The sequence below is a fragment of the Algoriphagus ratkowskyi genome (genome assembly GCF_002150505.1).
Taxonomy (GTDB): Bacteria; Bacteroidota; Bacteroidia; order Cytophagales; family Cyclobacteriaceae; genus Algoriphagus; species Algoriphagus ratkowskyi.
The window spans coordinates 18585-37205 of the sequence record NZ_MSSV01000016.1 but is presented as its reverse complement, the minus strand read 5'-3'; the positions used below and the strand labels follow the sequence as shown (position 1 = coordinate 37205).

12 protein-coding genes are annotated in these 18621 nt (G+C 40.4%); 5 read left to right on the top strand and 7 right to left on the bottom strand.

Annotated elements, in window-relative coordinates:
• Positions 1 to 5 precede the first annotated feature (5 nt).
• Complete coding sequence (locus BVH02_RS15695; protein WP_223271885.1) at positions 6 to 2741, top strand: putative LPS assembly protein LptD; 2736 nt, start codon at positions 6 to 8, stop codon at positions 2739 to 2741.
• Positions 2742 to 2842: 101 nt separating this feature from the next.
• Here the strand turns inward: BVH02_RS15695 and BVH02_RS15690 are convergent, their stop codons facing one another.
• A complete protein-coding gene (locus BVH02_RS15690) occupies positions 2843 to 4465 on the bottom strand; it encodes an arylsulfatase (protein ID WP_223271886.1) in 1623 nt (540 codons plus the stop codon).
• Between the two features lie 347 nt (positions 4466 to 4812).
• Here BVH02_RS15690 and BVH02_RS15685 point away from each other — a divergent pair, with 347 nt between their 5' ends.
• From BVH02_RS15685 to BVH02_RS15675, 3 genes are all read left to right on the top strand, one after another.
• On the top strand, positions 4813 to 5553 hold the full coding sequence (locus BVH02_RS15685) for a DUF4197 domain-containing protein (protein ID WP_086502524.1): 741 nt from the start codon (positions 4813 to 4815) through the stop codon (positions 5551 to 5553).
• Positions 5554 to 5744: 191 nt separating this feature from the next.
• Positions 5745 to 7550 (top strand): hypothetical protein, encoded by a 1806-nt coding sequence (locus tag BVH02_RS15680; protein WP_086502418.1) that lies wholly within the window; start codon positions 5745 to 5747, stop codon positions 7548 to 7550.
• Positions 7551 to 7748: 198 nt separating this feature from the next.
• Positions 7749 to 8270 (top strand): hypothetical protein, encoded by a 522-nt coding sequence (locus BVH02_RS15675; RefSeq protein WP_086502417.1) that lies wholly within the window; start codon positions 7749 to 7751, stop codon positions 8268 to 8270.
• 285 nt (positions 8271 to 8555) lie between these two features.
• On the opposite strand, the gene BVH02_RS15670 is transcribed toward BVH02_RS15675, so the two are convergent.
• A complete protein-coding gene (locus tag BVH02_RS15670) occupies positions 8556 to 10691 on the bottom strand; it encodes a TonB-dependent receptor (RefSeq protein ID WP_111357163.1) in 2136 nt (711 codons plus the stop codon).
• A gap of 294 nt (positions 10692 to 10985) precedes the next feature.
• On the opposite strand from BVH02_RS15670, the gene BVH02_RS15665 reads away from it, so the two are divergent.
• Entirely contained in the window at positions 10986 to 11744 is a 759-nt protein-coding gene (locus tag BVH02_RS15665; protein WP_086502415.1) for a sulfite exporter TauE/SafE family protein, read from the top strand.
• A gap of 66 nt (positions 11745 to 11810) precedes the next feature.
• Here the strand turns inward: BVH02_RS15665 and BVH02_RS15660 are convergent, their stop codons facing one another.
• From BVH02_RS15660 to BVH02_RS15640, 5 genes are read right to left on the bottom strand one after another with little or no spacing between them, the layout of a single operon-like run.
• Positions 11811 to 13430 carry a hypothetical protein gene (locus BVH02_RS15660; protein WP_086502414.1) on the bottom strand — a complete coding sequence of 540 codons (1620 nt, stop codon included), beginning with the start codon at positions 13428 to 13430 and terminating at the stop codon, positions 11811 to 11813.
• A complete protein-coding gene (locus BVH02_RS15655; RefSeq protein ID WP_086502413.1) occupies positions 13427 to 15598 on the bottom strand; it encodes a hypothetical protein in 2172 nt (723 codons plus the stop codon). Before BVH02_RS15655 ends, BVH02_RS15660 begins: the two co-directional genes overlap by 4 nt.
• On the bottom strand, positions 15595 to 16767 hold the full coding sequence (locus tag BVH02_RS15650) for a BatA domain-containing protein (protein WP_086502412.1): 1173 nt from the start codon (positions 16765 to 16767) through the stop codon (positions 15595 to 15597). Before BVH02_RS15650 ends, BVH02_RS15655 begins: the two co-directional genes overlap by 4 nt.
• Positions 16767 to 17636 (bottom strand): DUF58 domain-containing protein, encoded by an 870-nt coding sequence (locus BVH02_RS15645; protein WP_086502411.1) that lies wholly within the window; start codon positions 17634 to 17636, stop codon positions 16767 to 16769. Before BVH02_RS15645 ends, BVH02_RS15650 begins: the two co-directional genes overlap by 1 nt.
• Positions 17623 to 18621 (bottom strand): AAA family ATPase, encoded by a 999-nt coding sequence (locus tag BVH02_RS15640; RefSeq protein ID WP_086502410.1) that lies wholly within the window; start codon positions 18619 to 18621, stop codon positions 17623 to 17625. The genes BVH02_RS15645 and BVH02_RS15640 overlap by 14 nt, the downstream gene beginning before the upstream one ends.

Sequence of the window (18621 nt, the reverse complement as noted above, 5' to 3'; positions counted from 1 at the left end):
CAACAGTGCAGGAATTCAGGCTCTTTTTATTTTGCTTTTTTGGGCTATTGATTGTTCCGCTGATAGCGACTGCTCAAAAACCTGTTGGCAAACTTGAAGAAAAGCCACTTGTACTTCCCGATTCTTTGATGCCGCCTTCGCGAGATCTCATTGCTTTAGACACCTTGCCCACTACTTCCGATACCCTCGCACTTTCTGATTCGACAAAAATGATGCCCGGGAGTTTTATCGCTACAGATATTACTTATTACGGTGAAGATAGTATCGTTTCTGATTTTATTGAAAACAAAATTTACCTACATAAGCAAGCTTGGTTTGAGTATGGGACAATGAGGCTAGAAGCTGATTTGATCGTGATCGATTGGCAAAACTCTGAACTCTACGCCTCAGGAGTCACTGATAGCTTAGGAAATATCTCTGGTAGCCCCTTCTTCAAAGATGGCAATGCCTCCTATGAGATCCGAAAGGAAATGCGGTATAATTTTAAAACTCAGAAAGCAATTATCAAAGATGTAGTCACTGAGCAACAAGACGGAATTCTTCGTGGGGAGACAATTAAAAAGACGGCAGATGGAAGTATATATTTGGCGAATGGATATTATACCACGTGTAAACTCACTACGCCTCACTACCATGTGGCAGCCAATAAAATCAAATCTATAGAAGGCGGGCAGGTTGTGGCTGGCCCATTTAATCTTTATTTCAATGGCATCCCTACTCCACTCGGCTTACCTTTTGGTATCATCCCAAACACTCCAGAGGAAAAAGCTTCAGGTCTGATCTTCCCTTCCTATGGGCAAGAGCAAAAAAGAGGGCTTTATCTACGTGACCTGGGATACTATTTTGCCTTTAATGACTTCATACATGCTCGAATCACAGGAGACATCTATTCCAATGGAGGCTGGGGTTTAAAGTCTCAAGCTGCTTATAAAAAACGCTATAGATTCGGTGGTTCATTCAATATTGACTTTCAGAAATTCAAGTCTCCAGAAACTGAGCTGAATCCTGTTGACTATAACACGTTCCGGATTCAATGGTCTCATAACCCCGTTTCTCGAGGAAATAGCAGTTTTTCTGCTTCTGTAAATGCCGGATCGACGAGTTACTTCAATAATATCGTCAACCCAAATAATTTCTATAACAACGTGACTTCGGATTTGTCTTCTTCCGTCAACTACACCAAAACTTTTACAGGGACGCCGTTCTCGTTTGGCGCAAGTATGAGGCATTCTCAGAGTGTGCAAACGGGAGAAGTGCAACTCAGCTTACCTACGATGAACCTGAGTATGAACAGGCAAAGCCCTTTCAAAAACTCTAAATTTGAGCCTTTAAAAACCTTCAATATTGGCTACAGTTTTGATTTGCAGAACTCTATAACAAATAAAGTCACTCAGGATTTTGGCGTGGATCCAGATTTAGTGGACAGTGACGGGACGCCAGACTTGGTGCCTTTTACGCCAGCGAACTTCGGGTATTTGTTAGAAAATGCAAACAATGGCGCTAGAACCAGAATTCCGGTAAGTTCAAATTTTAGACTCCTCAAATATTTCACTGGTACTGCATCGGCTAGTTTAACTGAGATTTGGTATCTGAAACGTATCAATTACTTCTATAACCCAGCAGAGGAGCGTGTGGATAAAATTCTGGAGGACGGATTTAATCGGGTGACTTATTACAATACCTCGTTCAGCATGAATACGAATATTTATGGTTTTTTCAATTTCAATAAAGGAAACATCCGAACAATTCGTCAGCTGATCCAGCCTGCTATTAGTTTCAACTTCACTCCGGATTTCTCAGACCCATCCTACGGCTATTTTCAGGACGTGAGAGTCAATGATGAAGGTGATATACGTAGATATTCTCGCCAAGATGGATTTGCGTACAGTGGTGCTCCACAAGGTGAAAGTAGAGCAATGAGTTTCAGCCTTAGAAGTGTACTGGAAGCTAAAATTCTTGACAAAGCTGATTCTACCGGAGAAGGAAAAACGAAGAAAATCCCCTTATTAGAAAATCTTGATCTAGGAACCAGCTATAACTTTGCCGCTGATTCTTTTCAGCTTGCTCCTATTCGAATCAGCGCCAGAACAAGCTTTTTCAACAGAAAACTTTCTGTAAATATGAGTTCAACACTTGATCCCTATGCGAGCCAAGCATATGTCACCACGGGTGGTGTAGATTCGTACAGATCTATCAATGAATTTGCCTGGAAAAACGGTGGTGGGATCGGTACTATTCGTAGTGCCTCACTGAATATGAACGCCTCAATAAATCCTAACAGTGCTCAAAATCAGGGAGAAGTCAGAGATGAAATGACAAGTGATTTTCTCCAGCAAGGGGGAGTGATGAATGATTTTGTGGAAAGTGAAATCAATAGAATAGCAACCGACCCTAGTCTTTATATCGATTGGGACATTCCGTGGAACGTCTCCTTTGGCTATGTGCTTTCATACAGTAAACAAGTATCCGGAAGTCAAAACATCACGCAGACGATCAGCATGAATGGCGATTTTTCCCTATCTGAAAAGTGGAAAATCAACTTCAATACAGGCTTTGACGCGCAAACAAAAAAGCTGACTCAAACCATGATCGGTATTGCCAGAGACCTGCATTGCTGGCAAATGAATGTCAACTGGGTGCCTTTTGGTGCATTCACTTCCTACAATATTGACATCCGCGTGAAATCAACTATCCTGCAGGATTTGAAAGTCTCTAGAAGAAGATCCTTCTTTGATAACTAAGAGTAGGGAGAATTTCTAAGTCCTTATTTTTGAACTTTACATCTCAATTAATAAAGTTTTGCTTGGAACTAGATTCCATTGAATCAGCCTGTTGACACCTATCAGTTCAGCTTGATCTGGCTTTTAGTAGTTGAGTAAAGTCCATTTTGATAATCTCCATCACAGGCTTCTAATAGACTCTTTTTTAAGGATTCTAATTTAGCTGGATGAAGTACAGATAAATCATGCTGTTCCTTTAAATCCTCTGGTAAATAAAATAATTCGAATATATCTTTTGCTAAAATTGTCCTCAATTTCCAACCATCCTGTGTAATTAAGGTCGGGCCAGTAAAAGAAGAGTAAACAAGGAATTCATGCTGTGGGTCTTTACTCCCAACGCTCATTAGCTCGTTCAAAAAAGAAAGCCCATCTGTTTCGAAATCTTCTGAATAACCAGTCAGCTCAGCAATCGTGGCTAGTAAATCATAATTGGCAGTCAGGCGTTGGCTCACCCTTCCTTTTTCAATTTTATCAGGCCATTTGATAATCAATGGCACTCTGATGCCACCTTCCAGATTACTCCGCTTCATCCCAGCCTGCCCGCCATTGCCATCAAAAACATCCCCTGCTAGCTCACTGTAATATTTATTGGTATGGTCGTCAAATCGTTCTCCTGTTTGGATATTGGTGTAAGGCTTCTCTATCCTTCCTTCTTTACTATAGTAAATCTCATGTCCATTGTCAGAAGTGAAAATCACAATCGTATTTTCATCCAAGTTTAACTCCTTAAGTTTTCGCACGATCTGCCCCACATTGTCATCAAGCATCTTGACCATGGAGGCATATTCTTTTTCAATAGAAGTCAATTGATCATTAGCAACAAAATCGGCATGTATTTCAGGAATGGAAACTGGACCATGAGGCAACTGAGTAGGGAAATAGATGAAAAATGGATTGTCTCTATTTGAATTAATAAAGTCAAGTATCCCTTCCATAAAAATATCCTGAGAATATGTTTCTTTTCCAGTTCTATCCCAGCGTTCTTGATAACTTTCCTCCGTCTCTGGCTCTATAGATTTCCCTGCGTTGACAAGAGTATTACCTTCATATCGTAGTATTTTACCATTTTCAAATAAAAATGGCGGATAAAATCCATGTGCACGAACGTGATCCAAATACCCCAGATAATAATCCCATCCATGCCGCTTCATTTGCTCGTCAGTGGTAGAAAAACCCCATTCCAATTTACCAAACTGAGCGGTTTTATACCCCATCCCTTGAGCTACCTGACCCAAGAAAACCTGATCAGCAGAAACTGCTGGCAACTTTTCATTGATTGATTTTTCAATCATTGCCAAGGTGGATTCCTCCGCTCGCATATATGCCGCTCCATTGGAAATAGGAAACGGAACTGAATGCGCATCGTGTAGTCCTGTAATCAGGGAAGCTCTAGCTGGAGCGCAAAGCATATTAGCGTAAGCTCTTTGGAACCTAATCCCATCCATCGCTAATTGATCAATGTGAGGCGTACTAATTATTTTTTGACCTTCATGACTTAGCAATCCTATTCCCAAATCATCTGCATAAATTAAAATAATATTGGGCCTATCAGTCTGAGCTTTGACTAAGGGACATCCTAGTAAAGCAATTAAAATTAGGAGAAATGATAGTTTAAAGCCTTTGATTGCTGATTCCTCTGTCATCTTATCCGCAGACAAATTTGTTATTCTCCTCCTAGTAGTCATGTTTTTTCTATTTATCATAGTACTTAGTAATCCTAGAAAGGTTAAGAAGATAAAGCTCTTTTGCACTCATATTTTTCTCAAATTAAACTTGCAGCTCCTTTATGAAACCAATTATTTATCTTAAAATAAAATCTACCAACAAATAATCCTGATACGTAAACATGCCTATAAATTCATTGGAATGAAATAAGTTTTCTAATAATGCGCTTGGCATAATGTGGGTTTATGATGAAGTGATTTTTACCCACATTCAATTTATTGAATCGACTAAGCTCCTTAATTTTCTATAAAATGCAATCTCGGGTATCATTGTTGAAAGGATGTTAGAATCACCTAAGCAAATCACTATGAAATCAGAAAATACTACTTTCAAAAAAATCTCAATTACGTTTACGCTAGTCACCGCAATGTTTCTTTCAAGTTGCGATACGCTAAGTCAGCTAAGCAAGGCCTTGGACCTCGGAACACCAACCGATTCGGAAATAAACTCAGGTTTAAAGCAAGCTTTGGAATATGGAACAAGCTACGCCTCGGATCGTCTTTCGAAAGAAGACGGATATCTAGGTAATTTAGCTGTCAAAATTGCCTTTCCAGAAGAGGCCAAAAAAGTAGAGAATACACTTCGATCTTTAGGTTTAGGCGACCTGTGCGATCAGGTGATCACGAGTTTAAATAGGGCCGCTGAAGATGCAGCCATCGAGGCAAAACCCATTTTTGTAGCTGCTATCAAAGATATGAGCATCAATGATGTGAAGAACATTCTGCTAGGAGCAGACAATGCTGCTACGCAATATTTTGCAGGAAAAACGACTACATCTCTTGAAGGTAAATTCAAGCCTATCATTGAAAGCAGTTTAACCAAAGTTGGCGCAACCAGGTATTGGAGTGACGTAATCGGGAGGTATAACAAAATACCACTAATGACACCGATTGATACGGACTTATCAAAATTCGTTACTCAAAAAGCGATTGACGGATTATTTTATGAGATAGCGAAAGAAGAATTGAAAATCCGCGAAAATGCTGCGGCCAGAAGTACCATGCTTTTACAGAAGGTATTTGGCTATGCCGAAAAAGCTAAGGAATAAAACAGTCCTAAAATCATTCAAAACAATTAGCTCAAGTCTTCAGACTTGAGCTTTTTTCATAATAATGCATGAATGTCAACCTCTAAAAACTGATAAAAGTCACTTGTAGCAATGAGATCTGCTACCCTAAAAAGAGACGGCTAGGCCTAATTTTACTTTTTCATAAACAAGTATAATTTCTCTCTTTAGATATGCCTTATCAAACCAACGCACATAGTTTCCACATACCTGTGATGGGTCTTGGATATACTGTGGACACTCCGATCAAAGTAGCCAAATACGGGATTTCAAGCGTGGTCTCCATCATGGATGATCATCTTTTGGAAGATATGCGAAAAATCTACTCTAAGAAATATGTTCGGGAATTCATTCCTATCTCTGATACCGAAGAAGATTATCGAGCCAAAAGAATCACAGCCTACCTAGATTTAACTCAATCGCTCGTGGAAGAACAATTCAATAAATTGATCAATGAGGACTGGTCCAACAATACAGAATTCCGAAAGTATCTTGATCTTTTGCCAGAGAATACGCTGTTGATAAACTTGTTTGAAAAGCTAGAAACTGCCTCAGAATCACAGAAATTCCAGCTCAAAGAGGAATTCAAATCCAAGCTTAGTATGGGTGCTGTCGATGTGAACATCATGACCAAAATCGATAAGATCAACCATGACAAGTCTGGAAATGAATTACCCCGAGAGTATTCCGATGCCTTATCGGCTTTAAGAGGATTTGCACTAAGCAAAGCCAATGGATCTGTAGTTTTCTCTGCTGGAATGAACCCATCACTTTATGGCTATGCTGAGCAATTTTCAGAATTCTACCCAAATCAATTTGGAGAGATTTCAAAGGGAATAATCCTGAAAGTAAGCGATTACAGATCAGCTCTAATCCAAGGGAAATTTTTGGCAAAAAAGGGCCTTTGGGTTTCAGAATTCAGAATTGAATCAGGTTTAAACTGTGGTGGGCACGCCTTTGCTACTGATGGATTTTTGATTGGGCCGATTCTGGAAGAATTCAAAACCAACAGGTCTGAGCTTTTTCAAACGCTGTATGAAACCTGTCAAAGCGCTTTGCAATCCAAAGAAGCAAATCCGCTTTCACAGAGTCCAACCTTTAAAATAACTTATCAAGGCGGAATTGGGACGGCGACTGAAGATAGCTTCCTGCGTGAGTACTATGAACTTGACGGTACTGGCTGGGGAAGCCCATTTCTGCTCGTGCCAGAGGCTACTTCTGTAGATGACGACACACTTGAGCGCCTGTTCCACGCAAAGAAATCTGATTATTACCTGAGTCACGCTTCTCCTCTTGGAGTGCCGTTCAACAACCTCAGAACTTCCTCCGGTGAGGAGCAACGTATGTCCAGAATTGAAAAAAACCGCTCAGGTAGTCCTTGCTACAAGAAGTTCCTAATGAATAACACGGAGTTCACTGATAAGCCTATTTGCACTGCTTCCAGACAGTATCAAAACCTGAAAGCCAAGCAATTTGAAGCAGGGGAAATTGATGCGGAAGAAATAGAAAAAGTGAAAGCTAAAGATTGTCTTTGTGAAGGCTTGAGCGCACCAGCAATTCTGGCGGCAGGAGAAATGCCAAGACGAAATCTCAAAGCAGTGACAATTTGCCCTGGGCCAAATTTAGCTTATTTCAAAGGCAGCTTCACACTCAAAGAAATGGCGGATCATATCTATGGCAAGCTGGCAATCAACATGGATCTAGATAGACCGCATGTTTTTGTGAAAGAACTGCAACTATATGTGTCTTATTTGAAAAAAGAATTTGACACAAAAATCACAGAGAAAGTAGCTAAGAGGGAAGTCTATTTGGAGAAATTCAGAAACAATCTAATCGAAGGCGTAAGCTACTATCAGGAAATGATCAGCTCAGTTCAGGTGGATTCTGATGAAATTTTGCAGAAAATGAAAGGACAGTTCCACAACCTTAAAAATGAAATTGAGGCATTTAGCTTAACGCTCAAAGCTGAGATTGTTTGATAATTAATACGGTTAAAGGTTTCTAATAAATGCAGAAAGGCTTCTTCGATAAGAGAAGTCTTTCTGCATTTAGTCTGGTAAGGAGGTCAATGCAGTGCAAGTCTTTTTTTAAATATGCCATAGCGAACATAAAATACCGTGGCTACTTCATTTCATTGTTAATCAAGACTTTGTAACTTATAAAAAACTTAACAGGAAATGGATAACAACTTTTTAACCCGAACCCAAGTAGCTTTTCACAATTTAAACGGCTTAGTAAATGGCATCGCCATGGACGGCACAATCACAAAAAGCGAATATGAGGTGCTAAAAGCTTGGTGTAAGACGCATCAAAGTCTTTGTTCTGAAGAGCCTTTCAATACTTTTTTTGAAGAAATTTCTTCAAAAGTAAAAACTGGTACAATTGGTTCCGAAGAGATTATTGAACTCCAAGAGATTCTCGAAAAACATGCGCTTAGCTTCCAAGAAAAGGATAAAACTAAATCGAATCTACACTTTCTCCAAGGTGTCTGCTACGGTATCATGGCAGATGGAGATATTAACAAATATGAACTCGAAAAGCTTAAAAAGTGGATGGATGAAAATGAGTACTTAAGTGCAACTTATCCATTTAATGAAATCTATGAAGTAGTGGAGCATGCAATAGGGAATAGGAAAATTGAAAATGAAGAATACATGTATCTGTCGAAGTACTTCAAGGAGTTTCTGAAGATTGAATGACAAAAATTTGAAGGTTTATAAACCGCCACATATGTAGAGGTTCATGCCGAGAGTAATATTTAGAGTTCTTTTGAGCCCTCTAAAAGAATCAGATGATCTGTTCGGTAACCCAGCTACGAAATAGAATTCTCCATCAGGACATGTCCATTCCTGGTTCTCGTTCATATTCTTAGTTCTCCCCATAAAAAAAGCCTCTGAAATCATCCGATTTCAGAGGCTTCACTTATTATAATTCAACAATGAAGTCCAGCTTCGGGAGAAGCAGGACAACGTTTTTCAACCTAATCAAAACTTATACATCGCTGTCATCCCAAAGGTTGCTGGGTTGCCTAAATGCGCTGGCCCAAAGCTGTAAGCGTAGTCAATGTACGTTTCATTAAAGATGTTTTTAGCCCAAAAGGTTAACTCCACAGCGTCGGATACCACACCAAACTTAGCATTTGCGATCTGATAGGCATTTTGGCTGATGGTGTTTTCCAGGTTGAAGAACTGCTCACCGAAGTATAACCACTCACCTCTTGCTATCCAGGTCAAATCTTTGGAACTGAAAAACTGTGGCGTCCATTGTGCTGCTATCATGGAGGTCAGCTCTGGTGTGAAAATCTGTCTGTTACCAGCGTAATCCACCTCTCCAGATTCGCTTGGAAGCATTAACTTATCAAAAGTTGCATGGGTATATCCGAAGCTCCAATCTAAGCTCACGTTTCTTGCAGGAATCGTGTTGATCTCCCACTCCACTCCAGTGCTGGTCAAATCTCCGGCATTTTGAGTTACAACTATCGCATCTGGTAAAATCAATCCCGGAACCTGAACGTCTGAAATCGTGGTAATAAATGCGGAGACATTGACTCTCATTCTCCGGTTGAAAAAGTAGTTTTTGCTGCCAATTTCAAAGTTGTTTGAGAACTCAGGGTCATATCCAAATAAAGGTGGATTACTCGGATCTGAACCGATCTGCGTCAAACCTCCAGGTCTAAAGCCGCGGCTATAACTTCCGTATATCTCATTGGAAGCTGCCAACTGGTAAGCAAGGGCCAGTTTTGGTGAAATTGCATTGTAACTCACATTTCCGGTAGTATCCGGCTGGGTTACCATTGGGTCTCCCTGCCCAAAGTCCAGCTCCTGCCCCACAGTTAATTTCTTGCTCTCATAGTCAGATCTTAAACCAGCAGTCAGGTTAAATTTCTCAGTTAAGCTATAAGTAGCCTGTCCGAAAAATGCCAGTCCGTAACCTGAAGCTACATTAGTATTGAGCATCGTGAAATTGGGGATAGGCGAACCAATCAATTCCGCATCATCTCCAAAATAAACTCCCTGTCTAGTCGGTGCATCTGAATTAAAGCCAAAAAAACCTACCTGCCAATTCAACTTCTGACCTGTATTTGCGGAAGCCAATCTGAATTCTTGAGTCCAAACGGAAACTGTATTCCAATCACTTCCATAATTATTCACGATAGAAACGCCGTCAATTGGCGAGAAATCTCCATCTATTGGCGTCTTATAGTAGCGGTAGTTATTCTGGTAGGAAGTCTGAGAAGAGAAATTAAATCTTGGCCCAGAGTTTTTGAGTACAAAAGAAACATTTTGGCTATTGTCCACCATTTGGGTAATAGCATTTTGATTGACCTCATACGGGTTTTCTATAGCAGATCCAGGATCTGGCGCAAGAGAAAATGGTCCATTATTTCGCCCAGCATTAGATTTCACATTCAGAATTGCCTCCCAGTTTTTTGCAAAAAGGTAATTGATATTTCCTGCGATCAAGAAGTTCTTTTGGCTATCGAAATCACTGTTATCATATAAATTAGTGTAATAACCGTCCAATTTGTCTGACAATACGGAGACGCCCATGTACAACTTTTTCGGCAACAGCATAGTCTTCAATCCACCTGCAAATCGGGTAAATCCGTAATTCCCGATATCTGCACGTACAAAGCCAGTAAGCTCATCCGACTTGGGTTTGGTGATGACGTTCATCACCCCACCCATCGCATTTCTACCATAAAGTGTTCCCTGTGGACCACGAAGCACTTCGATTCTTTCCACATCATTTAGAAGGAAAAAATACGTATCCAATCCAAATTGATTCACACCATCCACATAAGTAGCCACCGCAGGCTCGTATGAAGTAGTGGTAATACCACGAATGGAGATCACGTTTCGGTTATCTCCAGGATTGGACGAATATAGATTGGGAATATAGCCACGGAGATCTTTGGTCTGCCACAGGTTCATTTCCTCGACTTTACGATCGTCGATGGCGGATACACTGAAAGGTACTTTTTGTAGGTTTTCAGATTCCTTCTGAGCAGTTACCATGACTTCACCGAGCTGAGTTTCAGGAATGGTATCGTTGGTTTGGGCAAAAGAAATCTGGGAAGCTAAACAGATTCCTGCGGCGAGTGATAATTTCGCTAGCATTTGGGTATTTAAGATTGACATAATAGGATTGGTACAGTTTCAGCTGCGAATTTAAGGCTCAATGTTTTAAAACATGTATTTGGAAAGACTAATTCTTCTCATAATATGAGATGATTTATTGAATACTTTTGGGAAAAGCCCATGTAATCAACTATAGGAATAATTGTGTGCCCTTTTAAAGGATCGTAGGTTGATTAATAAAAAATAGTCAATTTCAAGACCGCAACCCCAACTGATTCTTCAACATCACTAGGTTTTTGAAGCAGTAAATTTCAATAACAATCCGCTAATTGAATGATTTCTATAGAATACCTTCCCCTCATATTTTTCATCATAGCGTTATTCTATAGTTCCGTCGGATTTGGAGGTGGTTCAAGTTACTTGGCTATTATGAGCCTTTTTCTCACAGATTTCTATGAGATAAGATCTACAGCACTCATCCTAAATATCTGTGTGGTGTCCATAGGCACCATCATTTTCATTCGAAATAAAGTGTTCGATTTTAAGCTCTTTTGGCCCTTCCTGGTTTCCAGCATCCCTTTGGCCTATTTCGGAGCGCAATTGAAACTTTCACAGGAAGTATTCTTTTTAATTCTCGGTTCGGCACTAATTCTCTCTGGCGTAGCTATGATACTTCGCTACATCAACGCCAAGCTAGAATCTCATGAATTTAGCTTGGCAAAGAAGCTGAGTTTGGGAGGAAGTGTAGGTTTTCTAGCGGGTGTTTCCGGGATTGGAGGAGGTATATTCCTGAGCCCATCACTTAATCTATTGAACTGGTCAAATCCTAGAACCGTCGCGGCATTAGCATCCATCTTCATTTTGGTGAATTCGATCTCAGGATTGGTGGGACTGACCGTTGCAGGTACGTTACAGGTAGATCCTGAATTGATTTGGAAACTAATTCTCGCGGTAGTTATAGGCGGTGGTATTGGCTCTTACCTATCCAGTAAAAAATTTAACCTGAGAATACTCGGTGGGCTGACAGCCATACTGGTTATATATGTAGGCTTACGGCTAGTCTTAATGCATGGCTTTGGGATAAATATTTAAGCGATTGTTTTCTATTAAAAACAGTTTGAATTTTTGTACCACGCAAAAACATTTTGTATTAAATGTCTATCTAACCTTAGGCTCCACCCAGACCATTGTCAACAGAGCTAAAAATAAGCTTAACCAAACCCAGTCTGAAATCTTCCTTTTAAAATCCAAATCTTGTGAAATAATAGCTTTTTTGGAATACTCCGTTAAAAAATCTGCTCTCAACTTTGAAGCTCTCAGACTTGGCCATTCTGCTGCGCCATAGCTATAGAATTCTAAGCTATCTCCTATCGATACCCATCCTGAATCTAAGCTGATAAAGCTTCCTGATTTAGAAAAAGGGTTGATAAGTGATTGCTGAAGAAAAACTGAATCAGATTCAATCGCTACAAAATCATCTAGAAACTCCGCTTGATTCACTTGAATTTCAGCCTTTAATCCCATGAAAACAGGTTGAGTGATCTGAACAGCACCAGATTCCTGAGGCATCATTGCTCCTAGAATTTTCTGCCAAATCGCTTGATATCGTATACTATCTCCGGCCAATTTGATCGGAAAAGTCTTCCCCAATAAACTTACACCAACTTTGGAATTTCCGATTTGCTGGACTGCAACTGCATTTTCATAAAATAATTTTTGGGCTATCAGAGTTTCAAACGCAAATGGCTCAGCGTCAAGATCTGACTCTATATCTCTACGCTCTTCTGAAGTAATTCGTTTGGTTTTAAAACTAGTTTCGAAAGCCTTATTTATCGCTGAAATATCATTACCGACTTCATTTATATTAATCAGCAAAACGGAAGCTCCAGCCTTAATTGCCTCTTGAGTTGCTTTTTCAGCCAATTGACTCGGGTCGATAATCAGAAATTGAAGTGAATCCGTCGTAGCAATTCCCGAGTGAATAGCAACATTTTTTGAGATATCGATCCGCTCAGTGATGTTCTCTCCAGAGTTGACAAGATATTGACTCAAGAACCGAACATCAGGATCAGGAAACGCAAATTTCAAGTTATACCGAATTGGCATTTTAGCTGTCGCAAAAAAGTTGACAGATCCATACAAACTATCATTCACCATTAAATCCAGCTCATTTTTCCCAAGGACTCGTGTTGGGAATTCAAGTTTAAAACTCCCTGAATTAGGAATCAAGATAGTTTCAGATACTAATACACCTTGCTGGGAAAGGGATACAGTAACAGAATCTTGTTTTTCAATCCTTCCCGCAACTGTCTGATTTTCACCTTGGCGAAGTATTCCTTTCCATTCCAGATAAGAAATTGAATTCAGTTCATTTTCCCCTATCCAATGAATATCTTTTCTACCAATTTCCAATAAATCAGTACTGGAAAATTCAGTTCCAATCAAATAGACCGGATTTCCTTCACCCGTATATTTTTGGATAGTTATTGCTTTTTTGATGTTCAGACTATCTTTCCAAAAAGAAATATCTTCCTTAACTACATTAGAAGCATACACTATAACACCTTGTTCCGGCTTGATTGACTTCCAAACTGGCTGAAAAACATAAGCAATCAATACTAGCGCTAAAAGTGTATTCAAAGCAATTCTAGCTGTCTTTCTACCCAACGATAAACTGGATTTAAGAACCCAGACTAGTTGGAAGCTTAAGATAAGCAGCATCATCCCAGCGAAAAGCCAGGACCAAATCCCAGATACTAAAGGTTCAAATTGAATCATTGTAGCTTACTCCAAAAGGCTTTTTCTAATTCTTTTTGTTTGAGAAAAGAGGAATTGACACCACTGTTTTTGATAACTAATGGATTAAGTTTTTGATATAACTCCTTCTTTCCTTCCTCAGTAATTTTACCAGCAGAGAGTTCTTGAAGTCTCAACAAGACTGACCAATCCTGTATTCCTGAATAGTTCATTCGAGCAGTCCAGAGCTCTCCAAATTGCTGCACAGCTACTTTATCAGATGCCGAGAGCTGCTGCTTGGGCAGTAAACCCAAAATTTTTGCTGCCAGAGGAGCCAATTGCCCTTCTAATATCATCTGCTCCTTATCTAATTGGGCCTTTAAATCCTCCAATTCACCTGTCAGCCGCTTCTCCTCCTGCTTCAGAGGTGGCGGATCAAAGCCTGATCTTTTCACATAGGCTCTTGATTTCTGCTGCACGGTTTTCAAATATTCCAGCGCTTTGTATTGAAATGGTAAGGCTTTTTCAGGTTCCAAAAGCCTCAGGTGAAGTTCAGATTCCCACATTTCCTCAATTGCCATTTTCAACAAAGCAATCGAAGAAACCTCATCCACCTCAGCTTGAGCCTTGTTTTGAGTAGTGTTAAGAAATGAATTCATCAGACCACCCAAACCATCATCACCTGAATTTCTGATACTATCCACCTCAGCTTTTTCTTCCCCCGACAATTCCGGCCCTGTAGGAGTTTCATGCATTCCAGCTGCATGGCTGCTGTGATCATGATCGTGCCCATTGAGAAAATCCACAGGCTCTGAGCCATCTTGTGGTTCTGAATATTCCTCCCCTAGAAACTGTCCATACCGCATTCTGAGTACTTTTTGATCGGCTCCTATCCCATTTGAAGTAGAGTTATACTCCTTTTCAGTTTTGCTTTTTTTACTTGCTAAGAGCTTTTCAGTATCAATGATAATCTGTCGCTGACTTCGGAAATATTCAGGCATCACATGAATCGCCATTCCTATTAAGTCAGTCTCAGTTACACCCGTAGAATCCACATAATTGAGAAAATAAGTGTCAGATCGTGAAAAATTAGGGTCTGGAGATTTATTGTCCATAGCCGCCCAATAGTAATACAATTCATCCCCTGGGCTGAATTCAAAAGAATTCAAATCAAGTTTTACACTGAGATCAGCAGACTTAAAATTGGTGTTTGATATCGCTATTCGACTTTCTCTGAACCGCACATTCTCTCCAGATCCCCTAGCTAAAGTTGCAACCAGATAAACCTCCTTAACCACAAAATCATCAGTCACTTTGGCTGTGACATTGATGATTTTCAGGTCTTTAGCAAAATGGTACTTGTAAACCTCCTTCTCAGTAGGTACAATCACAGGGGCCAAATCGTCTATAGCTTCAAGCGGATAATACTCAGTTTTGTAAACGACTACACCTGATTTGCTCGCTTGAAGAGCATAAATCCCTGAATTAATCACCTGATCCCGAAGGACATAACGATCTTCTTGCCTGCCGAATGCTAATCCCTCTCCATTGATATTGATCAGCTCTAAGTCAGCATCCTGAGCGTTAGCAAGAGAAATCACCCACTCAATCCTAGAACCCTTGAGCACCTTGATATCAAGGTTGGATTGACTCAGTTTTGGCAAGCCGGTATAGCCTGGAGGAATGATGGTCACTTGTGCAGATGTCATCTCTACAGGCGAATTAGCTACAGTAAATGCTTCTGTTTTATCTCCTATTTCAGCTTGAATTGTAGGAGATTTCTCGGCTTTAAAACTCAAAAAGGTAAGACTATATACACCGATTGCTAGTAATAAGGCAATCAGATAGTACCCGATTTTTTTGTACCAAAGATGGATTTTGCCTCCTTGAAAGGACGAATTCACACGCTCCCATTGCAATTGCTCGGCTATGTTTTTGGTGGGTTTTTCGAGTAATTCCAAACTAAATTCCAGCGTTGGGAACTGCTCATGCATCACCCGAATTGCTTGAATTCTCTTACTTTGGAACAATCCTAAAAAGTACCCAGCTATCAGAAATCCTACCAAAGCAAGAAGCCCTACAAGGAGATTTGATGCAAAAAAAACCATAGAAAACACACCTATTACCAAACCAGAAAGCACTGCTTTGAGACCTGCCTGCACTCGGAGTTGCAGCTCAATTTTGGCGATGTAGTGTTCGACTATACTCATATCCTTTGACGATTTGCAAGGTATCTTTCAGCTCCATAACAAAGAATAAAAAGTCCCAAAAGAAGCATATTGGTATTAGCTTTCTTGTCTTGACCGACGTGATTTTTAACTAAAAATCTACGCTCAAGTTGAGATTTACTTAAGGCAATATCATGTTTTTCAACTCCTAAAAATGCCAAAAATCTCTCCAAAATCACTTCAGGCAACTTACCTGTTTGCACCAATTCTGCATGCTCAAAGTCGAGTTGATCAGAAAAGGAAACCACATTTGAAGCCTCCGAAAAGGAGAAAGTACCAGAGATAAAATAGAGTTTATCACTGCTGTTTTCCGCCGGTAATTGACTGTCGAAAACCAAATTTGCATCCCGGATCTGATCAATTTCCAAGAAATTAAATCCATAAATATCTCGAATCGCATCTAGCGAAGCCTTGATAAATACTTGCTCTGCATTCGATATTTCACCCAAAAAGTAAGCGAAATCTTCCTTCTTCAAAGCAACTGATTTGGCACCATTGCCTTCATCCGGTAATGAATCCAGAAGACCCTTTTCATTAATATAGAGTTCTTTTCCTCCTTCTACTGAGATCATCTGCTTGGGCAACTCTGAGAAGTCAGCACTTCCCAATAGTAGGTTTGGCTTGATTGGACTGAGGTAAAACTCAGATTTCAGTGCATTTTGGGAGTTACTCAAGTAGAGATTCAGTTGGGTAGAAGTAGCTGGGATATTATTAAGTGAGGCTTGAATTGAATTTACCTTACCATCTGATTCTAAATCATCTATATTTTCTATGGGTGACAGATTGTCATCCATCCAAAAGACTTCTTGACCATTTTCAAAGGCTTGCTGAAGCTCGAATTTAAACTCTTCTGTGATCTGTCTATTCGGCTGAACCAAGTGAATAATTCGATCTTCAGCTACCTTGCTCTGTTCTGTGAAAAACAGCTGACTGAGCAGTAACACGAGCAAAACGAGCATCAAGATCCGTAGCAATAGCACCAATATATTCTCTAATCGAATCCCTTTTGCCACAGAACTTTCCTCCGTGGAGAGCCAATGCATAGCTGCCCAATGGATTACCTTTCCTTGCTTGCCTTTCCAGAGATGGATAAGGATTGGAATGCTGATTCCCAGCAAACCCCAGAGTAATATGGGTTGAAGAAATTGCATCAGGATAGGGATCTTTCGGAGAGAAACTTACTGATCACACCGGCGATTGAATCTGTCAATCGCACTTGAAATAAGTGAACTTGAGGTAGAAGTAACGACTGTTTGAATTCTGATAAGTAAGAAGTTATAGACTCATTATAGGTTTTCTCTATCGCTTTTTTATCCAAAATAATCTTGTGGTCAGACTCTAAATCATGAAAATTGAAATTTCCCTTGAGTTCAAATTTCTCCTCCTGCTTTCCCAAAATCTGAAATAACACGATCTCTTTTTTGGGGTGTCTCATTTGTTCTATGATATCTATCCACTCGTTATCTTTTTGCAAGAAATCAGAAACCAAGATCACCAATTCCTTTTGCTTACTTTTCAATGCTGGGAAGTCCTGCCTCTCCACCGGCCAACTGCCCGATGCCTTATCCTTTTCCAAAAAATAAAGCATGCGTTGAAAAGCCTTTGGGGATTCAGCAACCTTCTTCTCCACTCTCCCCTCTTGGCAGGTAAAATAGCTCAATGCATCTCCTTGCTGATTCGCTAGGTAAGCAAGCGAAGCAATAAGGTTTTTAGCGTAGTCTAAGCGTCTAATTCCATTTTCCTCGTAGTTCATCGATCCAGACAAATCAAGCATCACACGCACGTGCAAATGGCTCTCTGTTTGAGATTCTTTGATCATGTGTTTTCCTGAACGCGAAAAGTACTTCCAGTCGATGCGTTTGGGATCATCTCCAGGCTCGTAATACCTGTACTGCTCAAACTCAGATCCCACTCCTACGCGCTTGCCTAGATGGACGCCATTCTTGAGTTGCTCGCTGATAATCTTTGCGGCCAACTTCAAGTTGTTGAGTTTGATGATTTCCAGATTACTTGCTTGCATGGATTGGTAGCGCTTCGAGGATTTTAGCGATGACCGCGTCAGCATGGATATTTTCAGCTTCTGCTCTGAAGTGTAGCGAAAGTCTATGTCTCAGCACTGGGTAAGCAAGTGTCTTAATATCCTCTGGAGTTACAGCATACCTTCCTTTCACCAGAGCTCTAGCTTTGGAGCAAAGAATTAATGCTTGTCCTGCTCGGGTACCTGCTCCCCACTCCACGTAATCTATCACGGATTGTATTTTTGAATCATCAGGGCGTGTCGCCCGAATCAACTTATTGATGTAAACCAATAGATGAGAATCTATATGAACTTCCCTAGTGAGTTTTTGCAGATTCTGAATGTCCCGTCCAGTGAAGACCACTTCAGGTTTGCCGCTATAAGTTCCGGTTGTCCGTTCCAAAACATCTAATTCCTCCTGCTCTGATGGGTAGCCTAATTTGATGTATAAAAGAAAGCGGTCAAGCTGTGCTTCTGGCAATGGATAGGTTCCTGCTTGCTCGATAGGATTTTGCGTAGCGATAATCAAAAAAGGAACTGGTAATGGATGCTGCTGTCCACCATAAGTCACTATTTTCTCCTGCATCGCTTCAAGCAATGCAGCTTGAGTTTTCGGTGGAGTTCGGTTGATCTCATCTGCCAACACCATATTGGCAAAAATTGGCCCACGGTTGAACTGGAAGAACTTCTTTCCGGTCTCATGGTCTTCTTCCAATATCTCCGTACCCAAGATATCACCAGGCATCAGATCAGGCGTAAACTGAATTCGTTTGAAATTCAAGTCCATTCCCTGAGAAAGAGAATTAACCATCAGAGTCTTCGCCAAGCCCGGCACTCCCTCCAAAAGACAGTGACCTCCCGCAAGAAGCGTGATGATGATTTCTTCGATCACAGATTCTTGACCGACGATGACTTTAGCTATTTCAGTTTTGAGTTGTGGGATTCTCCCGACAAGCTCTTTATAGGCTGTTAAATCTGTGTTTTCCAA

Bases quoted from the DNA above. Each gene is read 5' to 3' on its own strand.
- BVH02_RS15690 (WP_223271886.1), bottom strand. From the start codon at position 4,465: ATGACTACTAGGAGGAGAATAACAAATTTGTCTGCGGATAAGATGACA.
- BVH02_RS15685 (WP_086502524.1), top strand. From the start codon at position 4,813: ATGAAATCAGAAAATACTACTTTCAAAAAAATCTCAATTACGTTTACG.
- BVH02_RS15680 (WP_086502418.1), top strand. From the start codon at position 5,745: ATGCCTTATCAAACCAACGCACATAGTTTCCACATACCTGTGATGGGT.
- BVH02_RS15675 (WP_086502417.1), top strand. From the start codon at position 7,749: ATGGATAACAACTTTTTAACCCGAACCCAAGTAGCTTTTCACAATTTA.
- BVH02_RS15670 (WP_111357163.1), bottom strand. From the start codon at position 10,691: ATGCTAGCGAAATTATCACTCGCCGCAGGAATCTGTTTAGCTTCCCAG.
- BVH02_RS15665 (WP_086502415.1), top strand. From the start codon at position 10,986: ATGATTTCTATAGAATACCTTCCCCTCATATTTTTCATCATAGCGTTA.
- BVH02_RS15660 (WP_086502414.1), bottom strand. From the start codon at position 13,430: ATGATTCAATTTGAACCTTTAGTATCTGGGATTTGGTCCTGGCTTTTC.
- BVH02_RS15655 (WP_086502413.1), bottom strand. From the start codon at position 15,598: ATGAGTATAGTCGAACACTACATCGCCAAAATTGAGCTGCAACTCCGA.
- BVH02_RS15650 (WP_086502412.1), bottom strand. From the start codon at position 16,767: ATGCAATTTCTTCAACCCATATTACTCTGGGGTTTGCTGGGAATCAGC.
- BVH02_RS15645 (WP_086502411.1), bottom strand. From the start codon at position 17,636: ATGCAAGCAAGTAATCTGGAAATCATCAAACTCAACAACTTGAAGTTG.